Raw genomic sequence first — 15,696 nt, 5'->3', positions numbered from 1 at the left:
GTGGTGTTGGAGGGTGAGGGGGGCTGGCCCATGTTCGCGCTCCAGTGCCACCATCCGTTGATCGGGGCTCCGTCGCCCGGGGCGGCGAACCACCCCTGGTATCCCACGGTGATCTTCCCGACCACATCCCCTACCGGGCTCGCCGCGCTGGCCGCGCTCGTCAGAGCGGACACCAGTTGCGACGACGACACCGCCGCCAGAGCAGACCCGGACACCACGGAAGTCATGAACCTCCGACGCGAGACGGCCACGTGAACTCCTTCGAGTAAGAGCGACTGTTCGTACACGTCGCGCCCGCTGGAGGTCGTGCCGGTCAGAGCCCGGACGCTCGATCGGCGGCCGTCGCCGATCGCGATCGAAGCCGGGGCAGGCCGGACGGCGATGAGCACGCGCCGCGTCACCAGGGAGAGCTCCACGGCCCGTTCCCTGCGGGATCGGGCTCCGTTTCGACAGAACGCCACCAGAAGACACGAAGCGGGGAATGTCACGCCGCTAACATCGGACCGCTTGCATGCATCCTGACAGGATCTGACATGTGAACGCAATACTTGAGTAATGCGCCGGAAACGGCTCCTGGTCCTCCCGTAGAGAACGCACAGCTCATAGCCCTGGACTGGATCGGTCCAGAGGTGAGACGACGCAATCGGCTGCCCGACGAGTGAGCCGAAGTCATCGGATCTCTCTGGCTCGGCCGGACGCCGTCCAGGGGCATCAGCGCGGAACCGCCCTCACGCTGACAGGCCCCGGGTGTCGTGGCATGGGAGCGGCCAGGACCACCAGGCCATGCTCGTATGCCGCACCCGCGCGGCGGGCGCCCGTCAGCCGGCCATGCCCAGGGCGAGACGGGAGGCCAGGCCGGTGTTCCTGCGGAAGCCGAGCCGGCGCACCGCGGTCTCCAGCGCCTCGCGCTGGCCGACGAGGACCACCCAGGACCTCGCCCTGGTGACCAGCGTGTACAGCAGCCTGCGCTGGAGCATGACGCCTCCGGCCTCGGCCACGATCGGCGCCACCACGAAGGGATACTCGCTGCCCTGGGAGCGGTGCACGCTGATCGCGTAGGCGTGGGTCAGCTCGTCGAGCTCGTCGAAGGTGTACTCCACGCTGTCCCCGTCGTCGGTGCGGATCTCGACCAGTCGCTCCTCGGGGCTCACCGCCGTGACCGTGGCGGTCTCCCCGTTGAACACCCCCTTGTCGTAGTTGTTGCGGACCGGCATGACGCGGTCGCCCACCCGGAAGACCGACGGGCCCGACCAGTGCTCGGCCGCGCCCTCGCGCGGGGGGTTGAGCCGCTCCTGCAGCCGGCGGCCGAGCGCGGCGGTGCCCGTGGCGCCCTTGCGCATCGGGCACAGCACCTGGACCTGGTCGCCGCCGATCTTCTGCTTGCGGGGGATCGCCTCCGTGGCCAGGTGGACCACCCGCTCGGCCACCCGGTCGGGGTCGTCCAGCTCCTCGAACCAGAAGCCGCCCCGGCCCGGCAGCGCGGGCAGCTCGCCCGCCCGGATCCGATGGGCGGCCCGGACGATGCCGCTGTCCTCGGCCTGCCGGAAGACGCGGGTCAGCCGGATGCGCGGGACCTCCTCCACGCGCAGCAGGTCGGCCAGCACGCTCCCGGGACCGATGCTCGGGAGCTGGTCGCTGTCGCCGACCAGCAGCAGATGGCTGCCCGCCGGGATCGCGGCCGCCAGCCGGGTGGCGAGCCGCAGGTCGAGCATCGACGCCTCGTCGACCACGATGAGGTCGGCCTCGGCGGGGGACTGCTGGAACAGCGTGCCCTCCTCGCGCTCGGGCTGCTGGGCGAGCAGCCGGTGCACGGTCATCGCGGGCAGGCCGGTGAGCTCCGACAGGCGCTTGGCCGCCTTGCCCGTCGGCGCGGTGAGGGTCACCGTGCCGCCCATCGCCCGCACGGTCGCCGCCAGCACCTTCAGCGTGTGGCTCTTGCCGCAGCCGGGACCGCCGGTGATGACGGACAGGGTGCTGGTCAGAGCCAGATTGACTGCCACCCGCTGGTCCTCGTCGAGTCCGTCGTCCTCCGCGAACGCGCGCAGCCGCAGCGTCGAGCGGGCCCGCCACAGCCGGGTCAGGTGCGTCGCCAGCGCGACCTCGTGGCTGTGCTGCTCCTTGGAGTACACCACCACCTGGCCGGGGCCGGCCGGCGACGCCTCGGTGACCACCCGGCGCTCGGCGACCAGCGCGTCGACCGCCTGGTGGATCAGCTCGTCCGCCTGCTCGACCAGGCTCGCCGCCTGGGCGACGAGAACGGGCAGCGGCAGGAAGCAGTGCCCGTCGCGGGCCGCCGCCGTCTCCAGCCTGTCGAGGATCGCCGCCTTGACGCGCCGCGGGCTGTTCTCGGGCACTCCCGATCGCAGCGCGATGCGGTCGGCGGTGAGGAATGCGATGCCCCTGACCTGGCCGATCAGCCGGTAGGGGTCGGAGACGAGGACGTCGTGCGCGTCGTCGCCGTACACCTGGTAGATCTTGGCCGCGAGCAGCGGGCTGATCCCGAAACCCTGCAGGACGACCATCAGCGAGGCGACCGCCCTCTGCTCCGCCCACGCCTGGACGATCTGCGCCTGCCGCGCGGCGCCGATGTTGACGACCTCCGTGAGGCGCTCAGGCTCGGTGTCGATGACCGTGAGCGTCTCGTGGCCGAAGTGGCTGACGATCGCGTGGGCGAGCCTCGGCCCGATGCCGCGGATCAGGCCCGACCCGAGGTACAGCCTGATGGCGCGCACGGTCGAGGGGACCACGCGCTCGCACCGCGTGACCACCAGGCGGCCGCCGTGGCGCGGGTGCTCGTCCCAGTCGCCGGCGAGCCGCAGCGTCTCGCCCGGCTGCACCCCGGCGAGCGCGCGGCCCGAGGCGACGAACCCGCTCAGCCCCTCGGCGCTCATGCGCGCGACCGTGTACTCATCATCGCGGACGAACACCAGTCGCTCGACGGAGGCTTCGACCTCCGTCACGCGGGGCTTCGCGAGCACGGTCACCGTAAGCTCCCCGGAATCATCTGCGGTCCCTCACCGCAGGACCCTAGCGCGCGCCTGCGACAGTCCGGACGGGCGCGCGGGGCGGCGGGTTCACCGGCGGCTGATCACCGAGTCGCCGATCGCGGCCTCGGTCTGGGTGACCAGCTCCTGCAGGGGCAGGGGAAGGGCGGACCTCGACCGGGACAGGTACGCGGGGTTCTGGTCCCACAGGACGAGCCGGCCGCCGCCGGTCACGGTGAGCAGCCCGAGCAGGACGCCGTCCTGGGCGTCTAGCGGCTGGCTCCTCTGGATCGCCAGGTTGAGCCGCCCGACGGGCCACGCGGCGGTGTTCGGGTCGACCGGCGCCTGCCTCCGCGTCAGGCGTCCGCTCGCCGGGCGCAGCAGCCCTTCGGCGGTCATCCGGGCCGCGACGTCGGCATACGCCGTACGGGCGAGGAACTGCAGCCACGTGCGGAACCGGTGCGAGGGCTCGGCGACGATGTGGTCCAGGGCGCTCTGGGTGACGGCGTCGCCGGTCGGCGCCGTGTCGACGGGGACGAGCCGTATCTGCCTCGCCGCCAGCCCCACGGTGACCCGTCCGGTCAGCATGAGCTCACCCACGAGGGCGGCGGCCAGCGCGAGCCCGGTCAGCCGGGGGGCCAGCCGCATTCGACCGGTTATGTCGTCATGCATAACAAAGAACAGGTCGTTGGCCAGCCGGAGGCCTGAATGATCGACATCAACCACGAATGGCGATCGTATAGGTGAATTATCAAATCTGTCATTACATGAAAGAAGTTGTGGTCCGAGGGTCCCGGTGAGGGCCGTGGGAATTCGGCCACCCGGTCGCCGGGCACCATCGGCGGTGAGGCGGCGAGCGGCGTACCACCAGGTGGGGTCCGGCGCGCGGATACGCGAATTCGGCCTGCCCCAAACCCGTGACCCGCACGGCGCCGAATAGCTGATAGGGGTGCCGCCTCGGCGTCAATCCGTCAATCCGCCAATCGGCGGCCAAGAATGCGCGCCACCCGGAATGCGGACCCACCACCTGGCCTGGCACCGTCCGAATATTAACAGGAGGTAACGAAATGAACTCGACTCTTCTTGACGAACCGAATCGGCGAGCCCGCGGCCATCCTGTGCTATGGCGACGCCCTCGCCGGAGGCCGGATGCCCCCGGTCACGTCGGCCGGTGGTCAGTTCCGCCCTGCGGCGATGGCCTCGAACTGGCCGGCGGCGGCGACGGTGGGCTCGTCGGCCAGCAGTGCCTCGCACAGCGGGGCGCTCAGCGCGAAGTCGGGCACGCCCGCGGCGGCCAGCGCGGCGACGTCCTCCCGGGAGCGCAGGCTCGCCGCGAGCACCCGCGTCCCCGGCCCGGTCAGGGTCCCCGGCCCCGGCACTTCCCGCGTCCCCGGCCCGGTCAGCTCCCGTGTGCGCCCTTCCGACAGGATCCGGTGCATCTGGATGGTCTCGGCGACGCCGTCGCGGCCCTGGTCGGTCATGCGGCCGACGTACGGGGCGATGAAGCGGGCGCCGGCGGCGTCCGCGAGCAGCGCCTGGGTGGCGTGGTGGACGGCGGTGACCAGTACGGGGACGTCCTCGTCCGACAGGACGCGCGCGGCGCTCAGTCCCTCACGTGTGGCGGGGATCTTCACGACCGCCTCCGGCCCGAGGCCGCGGATCCGCCTGCCCGCGGTGACGATCTCCCCGCCGGTGGTGCCCAGCGTCTGCATGAAGACGTGCCCGGCACCCGCGCCCGTCGCCCAGGCGAAGACGGCGGGAAGGTCGGCCTGGGTCAGCCCGGCGCGGGCGAGCAGCGCCGGATTGGTGGTGACACCGGCGAACAGGCCGGTGGCCAGCAGGGGCTCGACGGCCGAGCGCTCCGCGGAGTCGACGTAGAGGGTCATGGGTCCATTCCTTTGCACGGATCGGTGAACGGCTGGTGCGCGGGTCCGAGGGGCGGTGAACGGCTGGTGCGCGAGTCGGACGGCCGGGGCGGTGGGGGTGTCAGGCGTCGTGGGCCCGTACGTGTTCGGCGAGGTGCAGGTAACGCTCCATCAGCGCGGATGAGCCGCCCGGCCGTGGGTCGACGGTCGCCGCCGGAGGCGGGCACCACGCGTCGCGTACGTCCGTGATGGCCGAACCGGACAGCACCGCCGCCGCCTGGACGCACGCGCCCCGGGCGCTCGCCTCGGGCGCGTCCCGTGTGATCACCGGACGGCCGAGCACGTCCGCGAGCACCTGCCGGTAGGCGAGGGACCGCGCGCCCCCGCCCGCGGCGACCACCTCGCCCGGCGTCGGCACGCCGGCGGCCTCGATCGCCTGGTGCCCGCGCACCAGCCCGAAGATCACGCCCTCGAACACGCTGAGCGCCAGGCCCTCACGCGTCGAGGCGGTCGTCAGCCCGGCCATCACCCCCTGGGCGTCCGGCAGGTCAGGGCTGCGTTCCCCGTCCAGGTAGGCGACCAGGGTCGGCCGCGCCTGCGAGGGGTCGGCGGCCAGCGCGAGGTCGCCCAGCGCCCCGACGTCGACCCCCAGCAGGCGGGCGAAGGTGTCGGTGACCTTGGTGGAGTTGAGCGTGCACACCAGCGGCAGGTAGCCCCCCGCCGCGTCCGCGACGCCGTCCACCCAGCCGGTGGGGTCGAAGACGGGACCGGCGCTCACCGACAGCACCACCCCGGAGGTGCCGAGGCTGTAGGCGACGTCGCCGGTCCGGAGACCGAGACCGACGGCGCCGAGATGCTGGTCGCCGCCGCCAGGGCCGACCGGCACGCCGGGCCGCAGCCCGAGCTCGGCCGCGACCTCCGGCAGCACGCGGCCCGCGGGCTCGGCGGGGCCGAGCACCCGGGGGACGGCCGCGTCCCAGTCGACGTCCGGCGACACCAGCTCGGCGAGCAGGTCGGTGCGCCACCGGTTCTCGAACGCCGCGTAGTAGCCGGTCCCGGAGGCGTCCGACCGGTCCGTGACGCGCTCGCCGGTCAGCCGGTACGTCAGCCAGTCGTGCGGCACCAGTACGGTGGCGAGGCGCCGCAGGTTGCCGGGCTCGTGCTCGGCCAGCCACGCCAGCTTGGTGACGGTGAGCGCCGCGGTCGGGGTCAGCCCGATCGAGCGCACCCAGTCGCGTGCCCCGTAGCGCGCCACCAGGCGGGCCGCCTGCGGCGCGGACGTGGTGTCGTTCCACAGCTTGGCGGGCCGCAGGACCCGGCCGCCGGCGTCGAGGGCCACCAGGCCGTGGCACTGGGCGGTCACGCTCACGGCGTCGATGGAGCGCGGCCGTACGCCCGCGTCCCGGCAGGCATGGTCGAGGGCGACGGCCAGGGCGCGCCACCACGCCGCGGGATCCTGCTCGCTGAGCGGCGGGTGCGTCACCGGATGCGGGGCGCGGCCGGTGCCGAGCAGCGCGCCGCCGTCGGCGTCGCGGAGTTCCACGGTGCAGGACTGCGTCGAGCTGTCGACGCCTGCGACGACGGGCATGGTCAGACCGTGCCCCTCGGCGCGCCCCCCGGAACGCCCGCCGCCCCGGCGCCGGCGTCGAAGGTCAGCGCGGGCAGCGGGTCGGGGGCGTCGCCGATCTGCCCCACGGCCCCCGAAGGGTGGCTGTGCAGCACCTGCTCCCATCCGTAACCGCGCAGCCTCATCAGCACGTACGCGAGCGCGTCGCCCCACACGGCGGTGACGAGGGTCGAACCCATGGCGATCACCTCGCCCGGGTCGACACCGGGCGGGCTCTCCAGCTTGACCACCAGATCCGCGCGGTTCCCGAGCTCGGAGTCGGTGACCGCCGTCAGGGCGATAACCCGCGCGCCGCGCTCCCGCACGCGCGTGGTCAGGTCGTTGATCTCCATGGAGCCGCCGCCCCGGGAGATCGCGATCAGGATGTCGCCCGCCGTGACGGCTCCCATCGTGCCGTGCAGCGCGTCGGCGGCCTGGATGAACAGCGCCGGGGTGCCGCAGACGGACAGCAGGTGGGCCATGCGCCGGGCCACCGCCCCCGAGGTCCCGGCCCCGGTGACGAACACCTTGCCCTCGCAGTCGTAGAGCAGGCGGGCGGCCTCCACGAAGCTGTCGTCCAGCTGGTCGGCGACCGACAGCACGCCGCCCGCTTCCCGCCGTACGGCTTCGCGGCCCTCGGACAGCACATCATTCGCGGCGGCGGCCATCACTGTTCTCTGTTGCCTTTCTTGGGGGGCGGGCCCGGGGCGGGGGATCATGCCGCCCCCCACGCGACCTGCCGGAGTTTGACCAGCGAGAGCTCGGAGGCGAGCTGGGTGCCGCCGTCGCAGCGCCCGTGGGAGAACGTCACGACGTCATCGGACACGTCGAGGATCTCCTCCTCCTCGCTGGACACGACCACGACGGTCATGCCCTGCTCGGAGGCGAGGCGGCGGAGCAGGCGATGGATCTCGGCCTTCACGCCGATGTCCACGCCCTTGGTGGGCTCGTCCAGGAGCAGCAGCCGAGGCTCCTGCGCCAGCGCGCGCGCCAGCAGGACCTTCTGCTGGTTGCCGCCGGACAGGCTGACGACAGGGGCGTCCCGGTCGCCGCGCACGTGGAGCCGGTCCATGAACCGGGTGGCGCTCCTGGCCATCGCGCGGCGGTCCAGCACGCCGTACCTGGAGAACGCGTGCAGTACGGGCAGGACGACGTTCGTGCCGGAGTCGAGCCCGGGCACGATCCCGTCGACCTTGCGCTCCTCGGTGAGGTAGACGACGCCGTTCCGCCGCGCGTGGGAGGGGTTGCGCGGCCGGTAGGTGTCGCCGAACAGCTCCAGTCGCCCGGCGTCGATCCTTTCCAGCCCGACCAGGGCGCGCAGGAACTCCGTGCGCCCGGACCCGATCAGGCCGTAGACGCCGAGGACCCGCCCGGGGTAGGCGTCGAGGGAGACGCCGGTGAGGCCGGGCGCCCGCAGGCCGCGCACCCGGAGGCTCGGCCGGGCCCCGTCCGGCGGCGGGGAGACCGTACGCCGCCCCTGGGTCCGCCCCGAAGTCAGGTCGCCCAGCTCGTCCGCCGGGAGCTGGTCGTACTGCCCGGCCTCGGCCAGGTGTACGGCGGCCTCCTCACCGGCGATCGCGCGGATGACGTCCGCGCGGTCGACCTCCTCGACCGGCCCGGCGATCCTGACCTCCCCGTCGACCAGGGCCACGACCGAGTCGGCCACCGCGTACAGCTCGTCGAGCTTGTGGTCGACCAGCAGCACGCCGAGTCCCGACTCCCCGGCCAGGGACCTGATCAGTTCGAGCAGCCGGTCGACCTGCTCGCCCTCCAGGCTCGTCGTCGGCTCGTCCAGGAGCAGGAAGCGGGTGTCGCGCTCGGTGGCGACCGCGATCTCAAGGAGCTGGCGGGTGGCCACCGGGTAGTGGCCCAGCGGACGGTCCACGTCGACGCGCAGGCCGAAGCGGCCGACCAGGTCCCGGGCCGCCCTGCGCATGCCCTCGCCGTCGAGGGTCCCGCCGCGCCGCCGCTCCCGGCCGAGGAACACGTTCTGGGTGATCGTGAGGTTCGGCAGAAGCGAAAGCTCCTGGTAGACGGTGGAGATCCCGGCCTTCAGCGCGACCGCGGGGCCGGTGAGCTGCATCCGGTCCCCGTTCACACTGATCGTCCCCTCGTCCGGCCTGATCGCCCCGGAGAGCGTCCTGAGGAGGGTGGACTTGCCGGCGCCGTTGTGGCCGACCAGCCCGACGACCTCGCCGGGCCGAACGGTGACGGTCACGCCGGAGAGCACGGGGACACCGGCGTACCGCTTGACGATCCCCTGGGCGCGGAGACCCTCCGCCCGTCCGGGAGGCGCCGCCCCGCCCGGCGCGGCCGTCGCCGTCGGCCCGTTCACTCAGCCCACCTCGCCCGGCGCGGGCGTCTGGCCCTTGGTGTAGAGCTTGAGCGGGCGAAGGATCTGGGCCTCGGGCTCGGCGCCGCCCAGCCAGGCGGAGATCTGCTCGATCACGCGCTTGCCGTAGTCCTCGGGCTCCTGGGCCACGCACGCGGGGTACTGGTCGGTCAGCGGCTCGTCGGCCGCGCAGAAGCCGTAGACCTTGACCTTCTTGCCGCCGCTCTGGATGGCCTGGAGCGCTCCATAGGAGGCGGGGCCGGTGCTGGTGAACAGGACGTTCACGTCCGGGTTGCCCTGGAGGAGCTCGGTGGTGGCGGCGAGGCTGTCGTCGGGCTTGACGTTTCCGTCCACCTTGGCCACGACCTTGGCCTTGGCGTCGGCGGCGATGGCGTCCTCGAAGCCCTTGTCCCGTGCGACGACCGGGCCCTCGTCGGGCTCGGTGATGAAGCCGACCTTGAGGTCGGCGTCGGCGCCGAGGTCCTTGAGCACCTGCTCGGCCACCTGCGTGCCGCCCGCGGCGTTGTCGGCGCCGAGGTATTGGACGATGCTCCCGCCCTGCGCCTTGAGCGCGGCGTCGTCGACGGTGACGTTCACGGTGAACACGGGCACGCCCGCGTCGTTGGCCAGCTTCACGATCGCCGCGGCGGGCTCGGACTTCACGGGGTTGAGCGCGAGCGCGCACGGCTTCTTCTGGAGCATCGCCTGGACCTGGGCGAGCTGGGCCGCGTCGTCGTCGTTGGCGATCTGGACCTCGGTCGTGAAACCCGCCGCCTGGCCCGCCGTCTCGAAGCCCTTCTTCATGGCGACGTAGTAGGGGTTGGTCAGGTTGGGGAGCGCGACCGCCACGTACTTGGAGCCGGCGTCGCACGCCGCGGGCCGGGGGATTCCGCCCTCGGACTTGGCGGCGCCGGTCTGGGCGCCCGTGTCGACCCCGGTGCTACAGCCGGCGAGGGTCAGCGCGGCGAGCGCCGCGCCCGCGGCCAGGGAAATACGTCGCTGCATGGGGGAACTACCTCCGGTTTTCGATGGAAACAGCGCCTTCGCCCGGCGAGAGGGATTCGAGCTGCTCATGCGCTGTCGGGCCCGGGGGGCCGGAACGGCTGAACAGCCGGGAGAAGTCCGCGAGTGAGAGCCTGCGGCGGTAGGTGTCGAGGCTGACGCCGAGCAGGATGATGACGCCGATGACGAGCGGCTGCCAGAAGCTGTCGACGCCGATGACGTTCATGCCGTTGGACACGGTCGCGATCAGCACCGCGCCGAGGAAGGCGCCGGGGATGGAGCCGATGCCGCCGAACAGGCTGACGCCGCCGACGACGGCCGCCGCGATGGAGAAGAACAGCTCGTTGCCCGAGCCGGCGGTGGGGTAGCCGACCATGAGCCGGCTGGTGGTGATGAGCCCGCCGAACGCCGCGCACAGGCCGCTGACCGCGTAGACCAGCATGGTGGTGCGCCCGATCCCGATCCCGGCGAGGCGGCTGGTCTCGGTGTTGCCGCCGACGGCGTAGATGTGCACCCCGGTCGCGGTCCTGCGCAGGAAGAAGGTCAGGACGCCGGCGGCGACGATGACCAGCACGACCGGCATGGGGACGCCGAGCAGGGCGCCGCGCCCGACGACGGCGAACATCGGGTCGGCGACCGACACCGACTTCGCGCCCGTCATGATCTGCGGGATGCTCGCCGCGATGCCGAAGGTCGAGAACGTCACGATGAACGGCGGGAGTTTCAGGTAGTGGATCACCGCGCCGTTGAACAGCCCGACAGCGATTCCTGCGACAATGGCCACCAGCGCGGCGATCGGCCACCCGGCCCCCGACTTCATGACGACCGCCGCCAGCATCCCCGTCATGGCGACGTTCGACCCTGTGGACAGGTCGATGCCTCCTGTCAGGAGCACGAAGGTCTGACCCAGGGCGAGGAAGGCGATGACCGCGCCGTTGAGTAGCAGGATCTGCAGGTTGTCGACCGTCCGGAAGTTCCCGGACAGCAGGCTCATGACGAGGGCGACCAGGATCAGGATTCCGAGGATCCCGACCTCGTCCGGCATACGGCGTGATCTCACAACTGCCCCTCCCGAGCTTCGCTCATATGAGCGCCATGGACGCTCGTTTGTGTACTATAGGGTCCGTCAAAGTCCGCTAACAAGGCGCACGTGGTCGCAGTGAGGTAACGAATGAGCAATTCAAGCGCTCATATGAGCGCCCTTGCCAAGGTGACACCCGCCGAACGAAGGCTCATGGCGACCGTCGCGAGACGCTTCTACATCGACGACGTCTCGAAGGTGGAGATCGCCAAGGAGCTCGGGCTCTCGCGATTCAAGATCGCCCGGCTCCTTGAGCAGGCGAAGAGCACCGGTATTGTGACCATCACTCTAAGGGACGCCGGATATGTCGATGACGTGATGTCTGCCCAGCTCAGAGAGCATATGCGGCTCCGTGAGGCGATCGTCGTGGAAACCCTCGGAACCGACGCGCAGGTGCGCAGCCAGGTCGGGTCCGCCGCCGCGACCCTGCTCACCGAGACCCTCCACGCCGGTGACGTCCTCGGCCTGGCATGGGGCAGGACCCTCACCGCGATGACCGAGGGCCTCACCTCGCTGCCGCCCGTCTCGGTCGTGCAGCTCACCGGGGCCGTCGGCTCCGACCTCGCCGAGTCGCCCGTCGAGGTCGTACGCAAGGCCTCGCTCAGCGCGGGCGGCAAGGCGCACGCCATCTTCGCGCCGCTGGTCGTGGAGGACGCGGCGACCGCGGCGGCCCTCCGGCGGCAGACCGACGTCGCCGCCGCCATGCGGCTGTTCGCCCGCGTGACCGTCGCCGTGGTCGCCGTCGGCTCGTGGAACCCGCCGATCTCGCAGCTGCGTGAGGTCATGTCCGATGCCGACCGCGCGGAGCTCGCGACCAGGGGCGTGCAGGCCGAGGTCGCCGGGATCCTCATCGACCGCCACGGACGCCTCGTCGGGGACGACTTCGCCGAGCGGTGCCTGTCCATCAGCGCCCAGGAGCTCAGGCGGGTGCCCCGCGTCGTCGCCGTCGCCGCCGGCGCCGACAAGGCCGAGGCCGTGCTGGCCGTGGCCCGCTCCGGGCTGCTGTCCTCCCTGGTGACCGACCGTGCCCTCGCCGAAGTCGTGCTGCGCCGGCCGTTCGACCACCCCGCCGATGACTGAGCGCGTGCGCGTCGCGGGCTCGCTGTGGTCGGTCCCCGCCCCCGCGCAGGCAGGTGAGGCGCACCGGCTCCGTGACGCCGGGCTGGAGGTGCTCCACTGGGACACCACCGACGGCGTCTTCGCCCGCGAGGGCGGGTTCACGGTCGAGACGGCCGCCGCGATGACCTCGCAGACCGGGATGCGTGCCGAGGCCCACCTCATGGTCACCGACCCGCTCGCCCGCCTCGACGCGTGGACCGGCTTCTGCGAGCTTGTCGTCGTCCATGCCGAGGCCGACGGGTGGCGGGCGGCGCTCGACCGCATCGAACGACGCGGGTCCCGGCCGGCGCTGGCCCTGTCGCCGGGCACCCCTGCGACGTTCGTGCCCTCGGCTGAGCTGGCCGTTCTCACCATGTCGGTCGTCCCGGGGCAGGCCGGCTCGACGTTCGAGGAGTCGGCCCTCGCCACCGTGCGGACACTGCGGCAGGCCGCCTCGGGAGCCCCCCGGCTGCTCGGGCTCGACGGCGGCGTGACCCGCGAGATCGGCCGCCGCGCCGCGGCGGGAGGCGCCGACTGGCTGGTCAGCGGCACCGACCTGTTCGGCTCGTCCACGCCCCGAGCCTGGCTGTCGGACGTACGAGCCGCCCAGGCGCCCCCTGCCTGACGCCTCGCTGGTGGATCTGAACTCCTCAGGGCACCGAGGACGACGTCATCGTGCGTGAGCTGACGCACGGCTGCCCGGCGAGCCGGACCGATACTCGGCCGCCGCGTGCCACATCCGGGGCACCGCCGTAAGCTGGGAGAGCGCTCTCCATCTTGAGAGTGCCTGGCGGGGTCGGCGATGTCAAGGCTCTTTCCTCGCCGGCTCGGAAAGTGCTGCTCGGATGCCGGAAGGTTCTCACAGGCCGGGCATAACGGCTGGAAGGCGCCCCCTCTGAGGAATCGGGTCCGGATTCGGTCCGCTCCGCCCGCCGAGTGATCGCGGGGGAGCCCGTTTCGGCGGTGTGAACAGGACGTTTCAGATTGGTGGAGCCGCGCGTCTTGACAACCATTGACATGGACGGCCAATCTCGTTGGAGAGCGCTCTCCCACCTGTCGTTCCCAACGGCAGTACACCCCCCATCAGAAGGAGAGGCCGTGCATCCGTCTCGAAGTCCAGGCCGGTTCCGCCTGGGACTGGTCACCGCCACGCTGATCGCGCTCGTCGCGGTCGGCCTGGCGATCGTCGCCCCCGCCATGGCCGCGGACAACCTGCTGTCGCAGGGCAGGCCCGCGACGGCGTCCTCCGTCGAGGCAGGAGGCACCCCTGCCGGAGCCGCCGTCGACGGCCTCAGCACCACCCGCTGGGCCAGCGCGTACAGCGACCCGCAATGGCTTCAGGTCGACCTCGGCGCCACGGCGACGGTCTCCCAGGTCGTGCTGAACTGGGAGGGCGCGTACGGCAAGGCGTTCAAGATCCAGACCTCCGCCAACGGCACGACGTGGACCGACATCTACTCGACCACCACCGGCACCGGCGGCAACCAGACCCTGAACGTCTCCGGCAGCGGCCGCTACGTGCGGATGTACGGCACCGCGCGCGGCACCGGATACGGCTACTCCCTGTGGGAGTTCAAGGTCTACGGCACGGGCGGCAGCGGCTCCACGCCGGTCCCCAGCCCGACGTTCACCGACCTGGTGACGCACCACGAGTTCCAGGCCAACTGCTCGTTCACCCAGAACCGGCCCGACGACCCGATCGTCTTCCCTGGCCTGCCCGGCGCCTCGCACATGCACACCTTCGTCGGCAACACGACGACCAACGCGAACAGCAACCTGGCGTCGCTCCTGGCGGGCGGCACGTCGTGTACCAACCCGCACGACAAGTCGGCCTACTGGTTCCCGAGCTTCTACAACGGCAACACGCTGATCCAGCCGACCGGCCCGCAGGTCATCTACTACAAGTCCGGCATCCTGGAGTACTGGAGGGTGCAGAACTTCCCGCAGGGCCTGCGCTACGTCGCCGGAAGCCCGAGCGCCACGCTGGACCAGTTCCGCACCTCGCCCGGCGCGGTCGAGGGTTTCGAGTGCGGTGACATCTCCAAGGTCTGGGACATCCCCACGTCCTGCCCGGCCGGCAGCCAGGTGAACGTCCGCTACCAGGCGCCGAGCTGCTGGAACGGGGTCGACCTCGACAGCGCCGACCACAAGAGCCACATGGCGTACCCCGTCAACGGCTACTGCCCGGCCACCCACCCGGTGCCGGTGCCGATGCTCGAGTTCAAGATCGCCTTCCCCGCGAGCGGTGACCTGTCGCAGGCGCGGCTGGCCAGCGGCCGGGGCTACTCGTGGCACTACGACTTCTTCAACGCGTGGGACAACATGGCCATCCTCAACGCCCTGGTCACCCACTGCATCAACGGTGGACTCCAGTGTGACCCGCGCGGTTACGACCTCTACCACCCGAACCGCGGCGCCGCTCTCACGCCGAACTTCGAGCTTCCCTGACCACTTCTCCTGTTCGGCCCCGGCCTGGCGTGGCCGGGGCCGAACCCATGCCCTGAGCCGTACTCCGGTCCCGGCCACGTCCGCGCCGCCGGCCGGCGAGCGCTTCGCGGAGAACCGGCGATGCTCTCCCGGTGAAGAGAAATACGCGGAACGGGAACATCGGCGGCATCGCGAACGGTTCGGCAGGATAGAAGCCGATCTGGGGGTGTGCGCGGATGGCAGGAAGCCGAACGCTGAAGAGGGTTCTCACCGGAGGCGTCGCCGTGGCGGCGGGATGGGCGTTGCACGACATCCCTGCTGAGCTGGGTGCGCGTCCGCTGAGGTCGGGGGAGGAGCGGGCCGCCCGCATGCGGCGGTCGCCCCAGTTCAAGGACGGCGCCTTCCACAACCCCATGCCGGGTGAGACGGGCGTGCCGTCGGGACCTCCTCCCGACTTCGCCCGGGAACTGCTCACCGGGCGCGACAAGCGCCGTCCGTCCGGCCCTGTGCCGCTGGGCGCGCCGTCGCACGCGGTCCCCTCGCCGGACGGGGTCGGCGTGGTGTGGTTCGGTCACGCGTCGACGCTCGTCGAGATCGAGGGACGGCGTGTGCTGTTCGACCCGGTGTGGAGCAGGCGCGTCTCGCCTTCGCAGCTGGTGGGGCCCAAACGGTTGCACCCGGTCCCGATCGCCCTCGGCGCGCTGCCGGCGGTGGACGCGATCGCGATCTCGCACGACCACTACGACCACCTCGACCTGGCGACGGTGCGTGCGCTCACCCGCATCCAGTCGGCGCCGTTCCTCGTGCCGCTGGGCATCGGCGCGCACCTTTCGAAGTGGGGAGTGCCGAGGGAACGCATCGTCGAGCTCGACTGGGAAGAGGACGCCCAGGTCGCCGGGCTGCGGTTCACCGCGACCGCGGCACGCCACTTCTCGGGGCGCACGCTTTCGCGCAACGAGACGCTGTGGGGCTCCTGGGTGGTCGCGGGCGCCCGCCGCCGGGTCTTCTACGCCGGAGACTCCGGCTACTTCGAGGGCTATGCCCGCATCGGCGCGGACCACGGGCCGTTCGACCTGACGCTGATGCCGATCGGCGCGTACAGCCCGGCCTGGCCCGACATCCACATGGATCCGGAGGAGGCGGTCAACGCCCACATCGACCTCGGCGGCGAGCTGATGCTGCCGGTGCACTGGGCCACGTTCACGCTGTCCCTGCATCCGTGGGCCGAGCCGGTCGTCCTCCATCTTGAGCCGGTCGACGGCCCGCTGGAGCTCGTCGATCTCGACGGGACGGGAGTCGAT

General features: G+C 71.7%; 13 protein-coding genes. 4 read left to right on the top strand and 9 right to left on the bottom strand.

The window, feature by feature from the left end; translation table 11 throughout:
* From AB0B89_RS27895 to AB0B89_RS27855, 9 genes are all read right to left on the bottom strand, one after another.
* On the bottom strand, nucleotides 1-416 hold a 416-nt coding region (locus AB0B89_RS27895; RefSeq protein WP_358558761.1), incomplete at its 3' end, for a hypothetical protein.
* Nucleotides 417-818: 402 nt separating this feature from the next.
* A complete protein-coding gene (locus tag AB0B89_RS27890) occupies nucleotides 819-2,984 on the bottom strand; it encodes an ATP-dependent RecD-like DNA helicase (RefSeq protein WP_358558760.1) in 2,166 nt (721 codons plus the stop codon).
* A gap of 90 nt (nucleotides 2,985-3,074) precedes the next feature.
* On the bottom strand, nucleotides 3,075-3,710 hold the full coding sequence (locus AB0B89_RS27885) for a GPP34 family phosphoprotein (protein WP_358558759.1): 636 nt from the start codon (nucleotides 3,708-3,710) through the stop codon (nucleotides 3,075-3,077).
* Nucleotides 3,711-4,159: 449 nt separating this feature from the next.
* The gene (locus AB0B89_RS27880) at nucleotides 4,160-4,870 is read right to left on the bottom strand and encodes a transaldolase family protein (protein ID WP_358558758.1); all 711 of its coding nucleotides are present in this window, start codon (nucleotides 4,868-4,870) and stop codon (nucleotides 4,160-4,162) included.
* A 100-nt stretch (nucleotides 4,871-4,970) separates the two neighbouring features.
* Complete coding sequence (gene xylB, locus AB0B89_RS27875; protein ID WP_358558757.1) at nucleotides 4,971-6,437, bottom strand: xylulokinase; 1,467 nt, start codon at nucleotides 6,435-6,437, stop codon at nucleotides 4,971-4,973.
* A gap of 2 nt (nucleotides 6,438-6,439) precedes the next feature.
* Entirely contained in the window at nucleotides 6,440-7,123 is a 684-nt protein-coding gene (locus AB0B89_RS27870; RefSeq protein WP_358558756.1) for an SIS domain-containing protein, read from the bottom strand.
* A gap of 47 nt (nucleotides 7,124-7,170) precedes the next feature.
* On the bottom strand, nucleotides 7,171-8,790 hold the full coding sequence (locus AB0B89_RS27865; RefSeq protein WP_358558754.1) for a sugar ABC transporter ATP-binding protein: 1,620 nt from the start codon (nucleotides 8,788-8,790) through the stop codon (nucleotides 7,171-7,173).
* Complete coding sequence (locus AB0B89_RS27860) at nucleotides 8,791-9,792, bottom strand: substrate-binding domain-containing protein (RefSeq protein ID WP_358558752.1); 1,002 nt, start codon at nucleotides 9,790-9,792, stop codon at nucleotides 8,791-8,793.
* A 7-nt stretch (nucleotides 9,793-9,799) separates the two neighbouring features.
* Nucleotides 9,800-10,849, bottom strand: a complete 1,050-nt coding sequence (locus AB0B89_RS27855) for an ABC transporter permease (RefSeq protein WP_358558750.1) — start codon at nucleotides 10,847-10,849, stop codon at nucleotides 9,800-9,802.
* A 111-nt stretch (nucleotides 10,850-10,960) separates the two neighbouring features.
* On the opposite strand from AB0B89_RS27855, the gene AB0B89_RS27850 reads away from it, so the two are divergent.
* The 4 genes from AB0B89_RS27850 to AB0B89_RS27835 form a co-directional block, all read left to right on the top strand.
* Entirely contained in the window at nucleotides 10,961-11,950 is a 990-nt protein-coding gene (locus AB0B89_RS27850) for a sugar-binding domain-containing protein (protein ID WP_358558748.1), read from the top strand.
* A complete protein-coding gene (locus tag AB0B89_RS27845) occupies nucleotides 11,943-12,593 on the top strand; it encodes a hypothetical protein (protein WP_358558746.1) in 651 nt (216 codons plus the stop codon). The genes AB0B89_RS27850 and AB0B89_RS27845 overlap by 8 nt, the downstream gene beginning before the upstream one ends.
* 473 nt (nucleotides 12,594-13,066) lie before the next feature.
* On the top strand, nucleotides 13,067-14,416 hold the full coding sequence (locus AB0B89_RS27840; protein WP_358558744.1) for a DUF1996 domain-containing protein: 1,350 nt from the start codon (nucleotides 13,067-13,069) through the stop codon (nucleotides 14,414-14,416).
* Nucleotides 14,417-14,631: 215 nt separating this feature from the next.
* On the top strand, nucleotides 14,632-15,696 hold a 1,065-nt coding region (locus tag AB0B89_RS27835; protein WP_358558742.1), incomplete at its 3' end, for an MBL fold metallo-hydrolase.

The organism is Sphaerisporangium sp. NPDC049002 (assembly GCF_040649355.1).
GTDB lineage: Bacteria > Actinomycetota > Actinomycetes > Streptosporangiales > Streptosporangiaceae > Sphaerisporangium.
Note: the sequence above shows the minus strand (reverse complement) of the source record. Positions and strands in the feature narration are given on the sequence as shown.